This window comes from Pseudomonas chlororaphis subsp. aurantiaca, assembly GCF_013466605.1.
Lineage (GTDB): Bacteria > Pseudomonadota > Gammaproteobacteria > Pseudomonadales > Pseudomonadaceae > Aquipseudomonas > Aquipseudomonas chlororaphis_I.
Map to the genome: position 1 here is coordinate 2,377,095 of NZ_CP059162.1, position 12,876 is coordinate 2,389,970.

Below are 12,876 nucleotides of genomic sequence, written 5' to 3' on the forward strand. Positions count from 1 at the left end.
CACCGCGGAGCTTTCAATGAGCAACAACCACCTCACCGAATACTTTGATGCCAGCCCCGAAGTGCGGGCGGTGTTCGATGACATCATGCGTACCCGTCAGGTCGACCAGGTGAACAACTTCTGGAAATGCCTGGCGGCCCATCCGCCGACCCTGCGGCGTACCTGGGACAGTCTCAAGGAGATCATGGCGCCGGGGGCGCTCGATCCGTTGACCAAGGAGCTGATCTACGTGGCGGTCAGCGTCACCAACAACTGCCCGTATTGCATCGCTTCGCACACTGCCGCGGCGCGCAAGGCGGGGATGACGGAGGCGATGTTCGGCGAGTTGCAGGCGGTGGTCGGCATGGCCAACGAAACCAATCGCCTGGCCAACGGCTACCGGGTGCCGCTGGATGATGCGTTCAAGCTTGAATGAGTCTGTGACCCACAGGGATGCGGCCCTCGGCGCTGCTCGTATCGGCCAGCGCCGTCATCAGGCTTTCAGGCCGCCGCTGCCTTGGCCTGGGTGGCGAGCAGCGGCACGGCGCGCACCAGGTCGCCGGGTTGCAATTGCAGGCGCTTGGCGCTGAGGCGGTCCACCAGCAGGCAGCCGGACACCAGGCGGCCGCGGGCGCTGGTGACGCGGCAGCTTTCCAGGCGGCGGTTGTGGATCAGCCAGATCGGCGCATCGTCGTCCGGGGTGCCCACCAGCAGCGGCAGCACCTGGCTTTCGCGCACCGCGCGGACTTTGCCCAGCTCGGCCTCGATCACCGGCCCGCCGTCGAAGATGTCGATATGGCCCTGATGGGCAAACCCTTCGTGGCGCAGGATGGCCAGCGCCGCCTCGGCGTTTTCGTGAGCCTGGCCGATCGCGGCCTGGGCCGGTTCGCTGAGCAGGCAGGTGTACAGCGGCTGGCGCGGCAGCAGTTCGGCGATAAAGGGTTTGTGGCCGAGGCTGGACAGGTGGTCGGCCTGGACGAAATCCATCTGCAGAAAGTGCCGGCCCAGGCTGTTCCAGAAGGGTGAGCAGCCGTTCTCGTCGCCCTTGCCGCGCAGCTCGGCGATCAGCTTGTCGCCGAACAGGTGCGGGAACTCGGCGACGAACAGCAGGCGCGCCAGGGACAGCAGGCGGCCGTTGGTGTCACGGCGCTGGTCGGGGCGCAGGAACAGCGAGCAGAGTTCCGATTGGCCGGTCATTTCATTGTTCAGGAACAGGGTCGGGATCTGCCGCCGGATCCCCAGGTTCGGCGCCGAATTGACGGTCATGCCGACCCGGTAGCTGTACCAGGGTTCGCGCAGGCCCACGGCGCCGGTCAGGGCGCTGATGCCGACCACTTGCTGGTCGTCGTCTTCGAGCACGAACAGGTAGTCGGCGTCGGCCCGTTCCACCTGCTCGGCAAAGGTCCGCTGGGCCCAGCGAATCCGATGGGTCAGGCGCTCCTGGTTGGCTGGCAGAGTGGTGAGCCCCAGGCCCGCGCGCTGGGCCAGGGCCATCAGCGCGGGCAAGTCAGTCATGCGTACCGGGCGAACGATCATGATGCAGCTCCTTCTGCGCACCTGTTGCGGCGGCGAATGCAAACGTGTCCGGGATTCTTCATAGGGCGACCAGCCGTACCGGGTCGCCGGTTTGCAGTTGCAGGGCGTGGAAGGTTTCCGGGTTCAGGTTGACCAGGTCCCCCGGCGCTTCGTCCAGGTGCACCAGGGCCGCCCGGTATTGTCCCAGCCGCTCGTTGCTCGCCAGCCAGGCCCGGCCGCTGCCGCTCTGCGGGCCCGGGCAGGCGTTGGCGATCAGGCTGTGGCGGATGGAGCGAACGCCGTTGTGGCGGGCGTACAGCGTCGGGCCACCGTCGAACAGGTCGACATAGTGGTTGGCTTCGAACCCCTCGCGCAGCAGGATCTCGTAGGCCTCGCGACCCTGCGGGTGAACCTGGCCGATGCAGTCCTGGGCCGCTTTGGGCAGCATCGGGATGTAGATCGGGTATTGCGGCATCAGGTCGGCGAGGAAGCTGCGGCTTTGCAGGCCGCACAGGCGCTCGGCCTCGACATAGGGCAGGTCGAAGAAGTGCTTGCCCAGGGCATCCCAGAACGGCGAGTGGCCGTCGTCGCTGCTGTAGCCGACGATCTCGGTGATGCTGGTGTCGGCGAAGCGCGCGCCATGGGCGGCGATAAACAGCAGGCGGGCCCTGGAGAGCAGCTCCGCCATGGGCGTGCCGACCAGGTCCGGGTCGATATGAAAGCCGCGCAGCAGGCTGTGGTTGCTCAGGTCCTGGCACAGCGACAGGGTCGGCACGCCATGCTGCACGTTCAGCTCCCGCGAGCTGCTGACGAAAGGCCGGTTGCGCAGGCTGTAGAAGGGCGCGGAAAACCCGGCCATGGCGAGGATTTCCGAGCAACCGCGCAACTGGCCGCGGGCCGGGTCGTGCAGGACAAAAAAATAGTTCTCCGGCCCCGGCGCCTGCACGTTGGCGGCGAAGGAGGCGCAAGAGTCGAGAATCTTGTCCAGCAGGTGCTGTCGATCGTCCGGCAGGGACGTCACCCCCACCAGGCTTTCACGGGCCAGCCGTTGCAACTCCGGCAAATCGTCTGGCGCAACTGGGCGTAAGACCAGCATGGATGTACTCCTGTATCAAAATGATCGACGCCTGGCCGCGAGACCTGGGCGCCGAACCTGACAATCACTGTCGGTTTCCACGCATTACTGCCACGGCCCGCGACGGCGGGCGGTGGCACGCAGGCACCTGTCGGCGCCCGCTCGGATTCGCCGGAGCACCTTCATGGTGCCGCGGCGGCCGGGGGTGTTGATTAAAGTGGATCGGCCAGCGCCGTATTGGCGCCCAGCCTGTTGAGGAAAAACAGGTAGACCAGGCCGATGGCGATCCAGATGCAACCGAGTTTCTGCGCATCGACCCCCATGTTGTACATGATCGCGCAGACAATTAGGAAGCCGATCACCGGACAAATCAGATGACGCAGCACCTGGGCCGACTTGTTGCGGCGCCAGTAGTGATTGATCACGGTCAGGTGCAGCAGCATGAAACCGCTGAGGGCGCCGAAGTTCACCAGGGAGGTGAGGGTGTCCACCGAGTTGATGAACAGGTAGCAGATCAGCAGCGACAGCACCGCCACCAGGTAGATGCTGACATGCGGCGTGTTGTGCCTGGGGTGGACCTTGGCCAGGATCTTCGGCAGCTTGCCGTCGCGGGCCATGCCGAACAGCAGGCGCGACACCGCCGCTTGCGAGGTGATGGCCACCGCCACGCCCCAGGCCAGTGCAGTGGCCACCGCGGTCAGGGTCGCCAGCCAGCTGCCGCCGGCGATTTCGGCGATCTCGTAGAAGGCCGTGTCGGCCGACTTGAAGCCCATGCCGGCGGCCAGGTCGGTGGCGATCCAGGTCTGCGCCACGAAGATCGCGCCCATCACCAGCAGGGTGATCAGCGCGGCGCGGCCGACGCTCTTGCCCGGCTCGCTCTTGATCTCTTCGGCCAGGGTGGAGATGGCATCGAAACCAAGGAACGACAGCACGGCGATCGACACGCCCTGCATCAGCATGCCGAAGTGGAAATTCTCCGGGCTGTACAGCGGCGCCAGGGTCAGCTGGCCGTTACCGGTGCCGCCATGCAGGGCGTTCCAGGCGTAGAACAGGAAGATCCCCAGCACCACCAGCTGCGCCAGGAGAAATACGATATTCATCCGCGCGGTGAAGGTGATGCCGCGCAGGTTGACGAAGGTGGCGCTGACCAGGAACGCGAGGATGAAGCCGACCTTGGGAATGTCCGGGTACAGGTGGTTCAGCGCCATGGCCGCGTAGACATACAGCAGCGGCGGGATCAGCAGGTAGTCGAGCAGCATCAGCCAGCCGGCGATGAAGCCGACATGGGGGTTGAGCCCGCGCTGGGCGTAGGAGTAGACCGAGCCGGCGATGGGAAAGGCGCGGGCCATGCTACCGTAGCTGAGGGCCGTGAAGAGCATCGCCAGCATGCCGATGATGTAGGCCAGCGGCACCATGCCCGGTGCTTCCTGGTTCACATAGCCATAGACCCCGAACGGGGCGATGGGGATCATGAAAATCATCCCGTAGACCACCAGGTCGCGCAGCGTCAGGCCGCGCTTGAGTTCCTGTTTGTAGCCGAATTCTTCAATCTCCATGAAGAGGTTCTCCTTGTCAGCCAAAGGGGGGGCGGATACCTGTCGCTGATGTCGATGGACGACCTGATAGCGGCAGGCAATGTATTTGAACCTGGCAGGTTTAAAGACACGCCACGGCGGTTTTTATAGTTGTTGTACCGGTACAGCAAACAGCTTTTTTACAACGACAGCTCTATCCTGGTTCACAGCCTTTTCTACAACAGCGGTGCCAGATAATCCGTCCAGCACTGTATGGCCTGCGGGGTGCGCAGCAGGTCGTTGCGCACCTCGATCAATACCGAATCCAGCCCGCGGGCATCGCCGTGGGCCGGCACGGTCATGTCGCCCAGGGCGTCGATCTTGTACGGTTCGTTGCCGGCGATCTTCACGTCGTGGACCGACATGCCTGCCAGCAGGCGCCGGGCGTAACCCTCGGCGCGATCGAACAGGACGCCCATCTCCAGCGTGCGGCGCTGGCCGTAGTACAGCGGGGTAAAACTGTGGATGCCCACCACCCGCACCGGTCGGCCGGCGGCCAGGCGCGCGTCGATCAGCCCGCTCAGGCGCGCATGGAAGGGCCTGAACAACTGCTTGCGGCGGTACTCGCGGGTGGCTTCGTCGAGGTACTGGTTGCCCGGGATCTGGTAGATCTCGCTCTGCAACGGAATGCTGTCGTGGGCCTGGCACGGGCGGTTGAGGTCGATCAGCAGCCGCGAATAATTGGCCGTCAGCAGGGTGGCGCCGAGGGTCTGCGACAGGTTTTCCGCCAGCTCCAGGGCGCCGGGGTCCCAGGCGATATGTTCGCGCGCCGCTTCCGGGTCCAGGCCGAGGTCGTTGAGCGCCGCCGGGATATAACGGCTGGCGTGTTCGCAGACGAGGATCAGCGGGTGCGCGGAGTCTTCCCGCAGCAGCCGGTAGGCCGGTCGGGTGTACAGCCCCAGTTCAGCGGTTTCAGTACAGGTGTGCATAGTGCTCACAGAGTTGGGCAGGGGTCAGGTGCTCGGTCAGTTTCACTTCCTGGTGTTTGACGGCGAAATAGGTTTCCAGCAGCGGGGCTGGCAGTGCTTGCAGCAGTTCCGGGCAGTTGCGCAGGCAATCCAGCGCCTGCGGCAACGAGGCCGGAAGGGCGACGATGCCGCGGTCCTGACGTTGCTCTGCGTTCAGTTCGTCCGGCACTTCGTCGGTCACGGCGCGCAGTGGCAACTTCTGTTCGATGCCCAGGCGCCCGGCGATCAGCACCGCGGCCATGGCCAGGTGCGGCGAGGCGGTGGCGTCCAGCGCGCGAAATTCCAGGTTGTACTGCGGCGCCACGGGCTTGCCGCCGATGCTCACGGTGGGGCAGATGCGCAGCGAAGCTTCGCGGTTGCGCTGGCCCAGGCAGGCATAGGAGGCGCTCCAGTGATGGGGCTGCAAGCGCGCGTAGGAAATCGGTGTCGGCGCGGTAAAGGCGCAGAGCGCCGGCAGGTACTTGAGCACCCCGGCCGCCCAGAATTGGCCGAGGGACGACAGGCTGTTGGCCCGTCCTTCCTCATACAGCACCGGCGTGCCATCCAGGTCCTGCAGGCTCAGGTGCAGGTGCACGCCGTTGCACACCGCGTGCTCCGCGGTCTTGGGCGCGAAGCTCAGGCCATGGCCGAGTTGCCGGGCGATCTCGCGGGTGATTTCGCGCACGTTCACCGCGCGGTCGGCGGCGGCCACGCCCTGGGTCGGGCGGCAGGTGATTTCGTACTGGTGCTTGCCGTATTCGGGCAGGAACATTTCCGGCTCGACGCCCGCGGCGCGCAAGGCGCTGAGCAGCCAGCCACCGAAGTCCGCGCCCTGGCGCTGGGCTTGCAGGGAGAAGGCCAGGCGCTCCGGTTGCGCGGTGGCGCTGTGCAGGTTGAATTCGTGCTCGAAGGCGGCGGTGATCTGCAGCCCCAGCTCGCTGGCGTAGCGCTGCACCTCGTTGCGCAGCAGGGTGCGCGGGCAGGCGGCCCAGGGCTGGCCGTCGGTCTCGCAGATGTCGGCGTGGATAAAGTCCAGCGGCGAGGCGCTGGCGTCCGGGCCGTTGCCGACCTGGACCCGGCTGGCCAGGTCGGGGATCAGTCGCAGGTCGCCACGGGCGCCCCAGGGATTGGGCTCGGCAATGATGTCCTGCGGGGTCAGCGCGCTGTTGGCCGGAACCCAGCCGCAGCCGGCGCTGGTGTAGCTGTCCAGTTCGTCGCTGGGGAACGAGCGGCCACGGCTGACGCCGATCAGGTCGGTGGTGAGCAGGGTGGTCATGGCCACCGGGGTCAACAGCTCGTTGTTCCGGCTCATGCCTGCATCTCCCGCAGGCGGCCGAGCACGGTCCGGGTGTCGGTGATCCAGCAGTAGCCCTTGATCGCATTCAGGCAGGCCTGGTGCCGGGCGTCGGTGTAGGTGGCGCAGGCGTCTTCCACCAGGGTCACCAGGTAACCGCGGTCGGCGGCGTCGCGCACCGCCATGTCGACGCACTGGTCGGTGACGATGCCGGCGACGATCAGGTGGCGGGTCTGCAGGTTGCGCAGCACGTAGTCGATGTTGGTCGAGTTGAAGACCCCGGAGGAGGTCTTGGGCAGGACGATTTCGTTCTCCTGCGCCGCGAGTGGCTCGATGATCGCCGCCTGCGGGCTGCCCTTGGGCAGGTGCATGTCCGACAGCTTGTGGTCCAGCGAGCGGTCGCGGCCATCGGCGGTCAGGCTTTCGATAATGGTGTGCAGCACGTTCTGCCGGGCGCCACGCATGGCCGCCAGGAGCTTCTGCTGGTTGGGAATCACCTGCTCACGGGTGCGCTTGATGAAGTACTCGGCGTCCGGCACCTGCAAATGCGGGTCGAGCTGCGGATCGAGCCAGGCCCGTTGCATGTCCACCAGCAGCAGGGCGGTGTGATCGAGGGTGAATGGCAGGTCGCGGGGCGAGTGATGGGGAAGGCAGACCATCCTTATTTGTCCTCCAGCAGGTGAGTGGCGAATTCGTTGCGCAGGGCGTCGATGCCTTCCAGGCGTCGGTCCAGGTCGGTGCTGCGCAGGCTCAGGCTGGCGACCAGCGCCTCGACCTGGGCCAGGGCCGGCACCAGGGTGTCGAAGGCCGAGGCCGACTCCACCGGGGCGCTGATGATCAGGTCCGCCAGCTCCCGCAGGGGCGAGGCGTAGATGTCGGTGAACAGCACCACCCGCGCGTGCCGCGCCTTGGCCGCGCTGGCCACGCGCAGGGCCTGGCTCTGGTAGCGGCGGTAGTCGAACAGCAGCACGATGTCCTGGCGCTGCACGTCATACAGGCGGTCGGGCAGTTGCGCATTGTCGTCCAGGGCCATGCAGCCGGGGCGCATCAGGCGCAGGTGATTGAGCAGGTAGCTGGCGAGAAAGTTGCTGAAGCGCCCGCCGTAGCAGTACAGCGCGTGCCGGCTGTCCAGCAGCCAGTCGACCAGGATGCGCACGTCTTCGGGCTGGGTCAGGGCCTGGGTCTGTTCCAGGCTGCGCAGGCTGCCTTGCAGGTAATGGCTCCAGGCGTCGTCCTGGGGCACATGGGCCCGTGGTTGCAACAAGGTGCTGGGCGAACGCAGGCGATCGTCCATGTCGCTGAGCAGCGCTTCCTGGAACTGCGCATAACCGCCGAAGCCGAGTTTTTTCACCAGCCGCACGATGGTCGGGTCGCTGACGCCGGCGTGTTCGGCCAGCCGCGACATGGGCCCCAGGCCGTTGCGCGGGTAATGGTCGAGCAGGGCACGGATGACCTTGCGCTCCGAAGGCGTGAGGTCGAGGGCCGGGTCGGTGATCTGGTCTCTGAGAGACGGCATAAAAACGCCTTCGCGAGTGGAATGTCGTTTTTGTTTCACTGAAAGTGAAAACAGTATTTATGTAATTTACGCTACATGTCTAGTGAAAAATGGAAGCGCCCGCGAACGCCCCAAAAGGGGGCGCAAAAGCCCCGGTTTATCGGCTGCTCGAAGTTTTTTGGGGCGCGGCGTCAGCGCGGCAGGGTGCCGCGAAAGGCCACGCTCAGGGCGCGCAGGGTTTCCTCGGAGCGGGCGTCGGTGGGCCGCGCGAGCAGGACGATTTCGCTGACCGGCAACAGCGGCAGGCCGAGGCGTTCGCCAACCTCCACCGCGCCGGCCGGCGCCACCCGATGGGCCAGCGCCGCCACCCCGAGCCCGGCGCTGACCGCGGCGCAGACGGCCATCACGCCACCACCGATAAAGACTTCGGTCCAGGGAATGCCAGCCTCGTCCAGCACGCGCACGGCGATATGCCGCACGCCACAGGGCGCGGCCATGGTCGCCAGCCGTAGCGGGGTGCCCGGCGCCTGCTGCCAGGCCGGCGCGGCAAACCAGCCGAAGCGCTCGACCACCAGCACCTCACCGTCCTGGCGCGCGCCTTCGTTGCGCACGATGACTGCGTCCAGTTCCTCGCGGTCGAAGGCCGCCGTCAGGTCCCGGGAGGAGGCGATGCGCACCTCGATGATCAGCAACGGATCGTAGGCGGCGATGCGGCTCAGCAGCTGCGGCAGTTCCGCGCCGGCCACGTGGTCGCTGATACCGATGACCAGCCGCCGCGCCGGCGCCGCCTGCATGTCGCCCAGGGCCCGCTCATGGGCACGCAGCAGGTCGCGGGCGGCCTGCATGAACTGCTCGCCGACCGGGGTCAGGCGCACATGCCGCGGCGTACGCTCCAGCAGGCGATAGCCGAGGCGTTCCTCCAGGCGCTTGAGCTTGAGGCTGATGGCGGCCTGGGAGGTGTCCAGCGCCTGGGCGGCGCGGGTGAAGCTGCCGAAGTCGGCGATCAGCACGAAGGCGTGCACGGTGTCGATGTCCAGCGGCCTGAGGGGTTCGCTCATATCGGATACTTATCGCAGATATATTTGCCGATATCTTGTTGTAATGGCTGGCCCTGCGCAAGCTGGCAACACCTTCACGCACAGGAGCATCGCCATGTTGGCCAAACAGTATTCGCACCGCCTGCCCACCGATTACGACATGGGCGTGATCCGCCATCGCGCCGCGGATCGCGGGCCCTTGTGGGACGAGGTCGACGGTTTGCTGTTCAAGGTCTTCGCCGGGCAGGAGCGGGGCGTGCACGGCGCGCGGCATAACCTGTACGCCTCGATCTACCTCTGGGCCGATCCGGCGGGCGCCGCGCGGTTTCTCATGGGCAGCGGTTTCGACAGCGTGATCGACTCCTTCGGCCGTCCGCAGATCGAGTCCTGGCTGCCCCTGGACTGGCGTCGCGGCCCCGGCGGCCAGGCACGGACCCTGTACCGCGAGCATCTGGCGATCGATCCGCTGGCGGACCGCGCCAGGTTGCTGGCCGAGCTGGTCGAACACAACCAGCGGCTGGCCGATGACCCGGACACCTTCGCCGTGTTCGTCGCCCTCGACCTGCAGGCCTGGGAACTGGTGCGCTTCACCCTTTCGGCCAGCGCGCCCGACCGCACACGCGGCGCCGAGCGCTACGAGGTGCTGTACCTGGCCCGGCCGGGGCTCGCCAGCGCTTAAGTCTGGCGGCGACAAGTTGGGAATCCCCCGGCGACAAATGATACAAACGCAGCCACATTGCCCACTGCGTCCATTCAACGTCGAGAGATTCCCCGTGCCGGCCACCCGCTTGACCCTGATCTGCCATGCCCGAACCGTCGCCCAGAAGCTGGCGCGTTTTCCGCTGGATGAGCCGCTGGAGATGGACTGGCAGGCGCTGGCGGGCTCGCGGGCCGGGGCGTTCAAGCGTCCGCCGCGCCTGCTCAGCGCTCCTGAGCAACGGGCGCGGCAGACCGCTGCCTTGTATGGCCCCGCCGTGGAGACGGTGCCGGCGCTGCGCGACTGTGACATGGGGCACTGGCAGGGCCTGTCCATTGAGTATCTGCACCGTGAGCAGCCCGAGGCGCTGCAAACCTGGCTGGCCGACAACCACTCGGCGCCCCATGGCGGCGAGTCGGTGGCGCAGCTGTGCGAGCGGGTCGCGGCGTGGCTGGCGGCGCTGAGCGAGCAGCCCGGGCATGTGCTGGCGGTGACCCATCCGCTGGTCATCCGCGCGGCGCTGTTGCACGCCATGCAGTGCCCGCTGGCCAGTTTCAACGCCATCGATGTCGAGCCGCTGGCCCAGGTCGAACTGCGCTTCAATGGCCGCTGGAGGTTGCGCCTGGACCGGCGTGATTGACGCAGCCGCCCTGTGACGCCACCCGCCAAGCCGGCCATACTCGACCGCAGTATCGACTCCGAGATTTCTTCCATGAAAACCCTCCTGATCATCGGCATCGGCGCCGGCAACCCCGACTACATCACCCTGCAGGCGGTCAAGGCGCTCAATCGCACCGATGTGTTCTTCCTGATGGACAAGGGCCAGAGCAAGGACGCGCTGATCGACCTGCGCCGGGAAATCTGCGAGCGCTACATCGAGCAGCCCGGCTACCGGTTTGTCGAAGCGCAAAGCCCGGAGCGGCTGCGCGGTGCCGAGGTGGATTACCGGGCCAGCGTCGCCGAGCTGAACCGCGACAAGCAGCGCACCTTCGAGCGCCTGATCGACGAGGAACTGGCGGACGGCGAAACCGGCGCCTTCCTGGCCTGGGGCGATCCGGCGCTGTACGACAGCACCATTCGCATCCTGCAGGCGATCCTGGCCAGCGGCCGCTGTGCGTTCGAGTTCGAGGTGATCCCCGGTATCACCAGCGTCCAGGCCCTGGCGGCGCAGCACAAGGTGCCGTTGAACCGCATCGGCCGCTCGGTCGAGATCACCACCGGCCGGCGGCTGGCGGCGGGGCAGGTGAGCGATGCCGACAGCCTGGTGGTGATGCTCGATGCCGAGGATTCCTATCGCCAGGTTGCGGACCAGAATTTCGAGATCTACTGGGGGGCCTACCTCGGCACTCCGCAGGAAATCCTGATCGCCGGCCGGCTCAAGGATGTCGCCGGGCAGATCCAGCAGGTGCGCAAGGCAGCGCGGCAGGCCAATGGCTGGATCATGGACACCTATCTGTTGCGCAAGCCGGAGGATTGAGGAGGGCTGGGACATGCTTCTGTAGGAGCGAGCGGGCGGCGATCCGACTTGCCCGCGATAACGTCCTCCCAGTCACCGCCTCACTTGGCAACCACCTTCTCCCTACGCCCGAACCGTTCGCGATACGCCGACGGCGGCAGGCCCACCACGCTGCGAAAGGCCACGCGAAAACTCTCCACCGAACGGTAGCCGCAGCGCAGGGCGATGGTTTCGGTGTGCTCGCTGCCGCTCTCCAGCAACTCTCGCGCCCGGGCCAGGCGTTCGTGCTGCAGCCAGGCCTTGGGCGAGACGCCGGTGGCCTGGTTGAAGCGCCGCAGGAAGGTGCGCTCGCTCATCAACGCCTGGCTGGCCAGGTCCCGGACTTCCAGCGGTTCATGCAGGCGTTCGCGGGCCCATTGCATGACCCGCGACAGGTCGTTGCGCGGCGTGCGGCTGACCGGCGTGGGAATGAACTGCGCCTGGCCGCCGGTGCGCTGCGGCGACATCACCAGGCGCCGCGCCACCGAGTTGGTGACGTGGGTGCCGAAGTCGCGGCTGACCAGGTGCAGACAGGCATCGATCCCGGCGGCGCTGCCCGCCGAGGTGATGATCTGCCCCGAATCGACATAGAGCACGTCCGGGTCCACCAGGATGGCGGGAAAACGCTCGGCCAGTTCATCGGTGTATTGCCAGTGAGTGGTGGCGCCGCGGCCGTCCAGCAGCCCGGTGGCCGCCAGGGCGAACACCCCGGAGCAGATCGACAGCAGCCGCGCGCCGCGTTCATGGGCGCGCACCAAAGCCTCGCTCAGCCCGGGCGGCAGCGGCTCGTTGCGGTTGCGCCAGCCGGGGATGACAATGGTCCGCGCCTGTTCCAGCAGCTCCATGCTGCCATCGGCCAGCACCTGGATACCGCCCATGGCCCGCAGCGGCCCGGGCTCGACGGCGACTATGCGGTGTTCGTACCAGGGGAAATCGAACTCCGGGCGGGCCAGACCGAAGATTTCCACGGCGATACCGAACTCGAAGGTGCAGAGGCCGTTGTAGGCCAGGATCGCGACTAAACCGGGGGCATTGTGCATTTGGCGGGAAGTTACCAGTCAGTGTCTTGTGCGCCACTGTAGCGGCGTCGGCCGGGTCGATAAAGTCCTGTCACACCCACTGTTGTTCTGGAGACGCTGCAATGACCAGCCTGGTTCGTGACATTCCCGCCGCCCCCTCGGCCATCGCCCTGATGCATTTCTCCAACCGCCTGAGCTTCGAGACCGACTGCTCCGATGTCTTCGGCAGCCAGGAAGCCGGGGAGGTCGACTTCGTCCTGCTGGACGTGCGTGGCCCCCTGGCGTTCGAGCGCGGCCATGTGCCGGGGGCGATCAACCTGCCCGGGCGCCTGATCAACGCCGAGCGCCTGGCGGGCTACCCCCGGGACACCCTGTTCGTGGTCTATTGCGCCGGCCCGCACTGCAACGGCGCCAACAAGGCCGCGGTCCGGCTGGCGGCCCTGGGCTACCCGGTCAAGGAAATGATCGGTGGCGTGACCGGCTGGCTGGACGAGGGCTTCAAGCTCAGTGTGGAGCCCGAGCGGCCGGCGAGTGCGGTGGTGGAGTGTGCTTGTTAGGTGTTTTCGCGGGGTTTCTAAACGCTGGAGGCCCTGCGGGCCTGGCGCAGGCTTCGCCAGCGGCTGCAGGTATTGTGCTTGTGGCTGTTGGAGAGGCCTGTCTGATAGGAGGAATGACGCCGCCCAGGGCGTTTGCAGCGCGACTTGTGGGTCGCAATACAGGCGCGGAAACCCGGGAAAGTGCAGGGATAG

General features: G+C 66.4%; 14 protein-coding genes. 5 read left to right on the forward strand and 9 right to left on the reverse strand.

Translation table 11 applies throughout. From position 1 onward, the window contains the following. The first annotated feature begins 16 nt into the window (after nt 1-16). Entirely contained in the window at nt 17-415 is a 399-nt protein-coding gene (locus H0I86_RS11125) for a carboxymuconolactone decarboxylase family protein (protein ID WP_180925029.1), read from the forward strand. A 65-nt stretch (nt 416-480) separates the two neighbouring features. On the opposite strand, the gene aruG is transcribed toward H0I86_RS11125, so the two are convergent. The 8 genes from aruG to H0I86_RS11165 all read right to left on the reverse strand — a co-directional run bounded on the left by aruG (nt 481) and on the right by H0I86_RS11165 (nt 8,937). Next, complete coding sequence (gene aruG, locus H0I86_RS11130) at nt 481-1,515, reverse strand: arginine N-succinyltransferase (protein WP_180925030.1); 1,035 nt, start codon at nt 1,513-1,515, stop codon at nt 481-483. Between the two features lie 58 nt (nt 1,516-1,573). Further along, nucleotides 1,574-2,590, reverse strand: coding sequence for an arginine N-succinyltransferase (gene astA, locus H0I86_RS11135; protein WP_180925031.1), 1,017 nt, complete (start codon nt 2,588-2,590; stop codon nt 1,574-1,576). A gap of 191 nt (nt 2,591-2,781) precedes the next feature. Then, nucleotides 2,782-4,125, reverse strand: coding sequence for an APC family permease (locus H0I86_RS11140; protein WP_180925032.1), 1,344 nt, complete (start codon nt 4,123-4,125; stop codon nt 2,782-2,784). A gap of 194 nt (nt 4,126-4,319) precedes the next feature. Continuing rightward, complete coding sequence (locus H0I86_RS11145) at nt 4,320-5,072, reverse strand: N-formylglutamate amidohydrolase (RefSeq protein ID WP_180925033.1); 753 nt, start codon at nt 5,070-5,072, stop codon at nt 4,320-4,322. After that, entirely contained in the window at nt 5,056-6,402 is a 1,347-nt protein-coding gene (locus H0I86_RS11150; protein WP_180925034.1) for a type I glutamate--ammonia ligase, read from the reverse strand. The genes H0I86_RS11145 and H0I86_RS11150 overlap by 17 nt, the downstream gene beginning before the upstream one ends. Next, nucleotides 6,399-7,043 carry a cysteine hydrolase family protein gene (locus tag H0I86_RS11155; protein WP_081362122.1) on the reverse strand — a complete coding sequence of 215 codons (645 nt, stop codon included), beginning with the start codon at nt 7,041-7,043 and terminating at the stop codon, nt 6,399-6,401. The genes H0I86_RS11150 and H0I86_RS11155 overlap by 4 nt, the downstream gene beginning before the upstream one ends. 2 nt (nt 7,044-7,045) lie before the next feature. After that, entirely contained in the window at nt 7,046-7,900 is an 855-nt protein-coding gene (locus H0I86_RS11160; protein ID WP_180925035.1) for a MurR/RpiR family transcriptional regulator, read from the reverse strand. A gap of 170 nt (nt 7,901-8,070) precedes the next feature. Further along, nucleotides 8,071-8,937, reverse strand: a complete 867-nt coding sequence (locus H0I86_RS11165; protein WP_180925036.1) for a LysR family transcriptional regulator — start codon at nt 8,935-8,937, stop codon at nt 8,071-8,073. Nucleotides 8,938-9,031: 94 nt separating this feature from the next. Here H0I86_RS11165 and H0I86_RS11170 point away from each other — a divergent pair, with 94 nt between their 5' ends. From H0I86_RS11170 to cobF, 3 genes are all read left to right on the forward strand, one after another. Beyond that, on the forward strand, nt 9,032-9,595 hold the full coding sequence (locus H0I86_RS11170) for a DUF4865 family protein (protein ID WP_180925037.1): 564 nt from the start codon (nt 9,032-9,034) through the stop codon (nt 9,593-9,595). Between the two features lie 94 nt (nt 9,596-9,689). After that, on the forward strand, nt 9,690-10,253 hold the full coding sequence (locus H0I86_RS11175) for a histidine phosphatase family protein (RefSeq protein WP_180925038.1): 564 nt from the start codon (nt 9,690-9,692) through the stop codon (nt 10,251-10,253). Nucleotides 10,254-10,325: 72 nt separating this feature from the next. After that, nucleotides 10,326-11,090 (forward strand): precorrin-6A synthase (deacetylating), encoded by a 765-nt coding sequence (gene cobF, locus H0I86_RS11180; RefSeq protein ID WP_180925039.1) that lies wholly within the window; start codon nt 10,326-10,328, stop codon nt 11,088-11,090. Nucleotides 11,091-11,170: 80 nt separating this feature from the next. On the opposite strand, the gene ftrA is transcribed toward cobF, so the two are convergent. Next, complete coding sequence (gene ftrA, locus H0I86_RS11185) at nt 11,171-12,148, reverse strand: transcriptional regulator FtrA (protein ID WP_180925040.1); 978 nt, start codon at nt 12,146-12,148, stop codon at nt 11,171-11,173. 101 nt (nt 12,149-12,249) lie between these two features. Between ftrA and H0I86_RS11190 the strand changes: the two genes are divergently transcribed. After that, the gene (locus H0I86_RS11190) at nt 12,250-12,684 is read left to right on the forward strand and encodes a rhodanese-like domain-containing protein (protein WP_180925041.1); all 435 of its coding nucleotides are present in this window, start codon (nt 12,250-12,252) and stop codon (nt 12,682-12,684) included. Nucleotides 12,685-12,876: the final 192 nt, after the last annotated feature.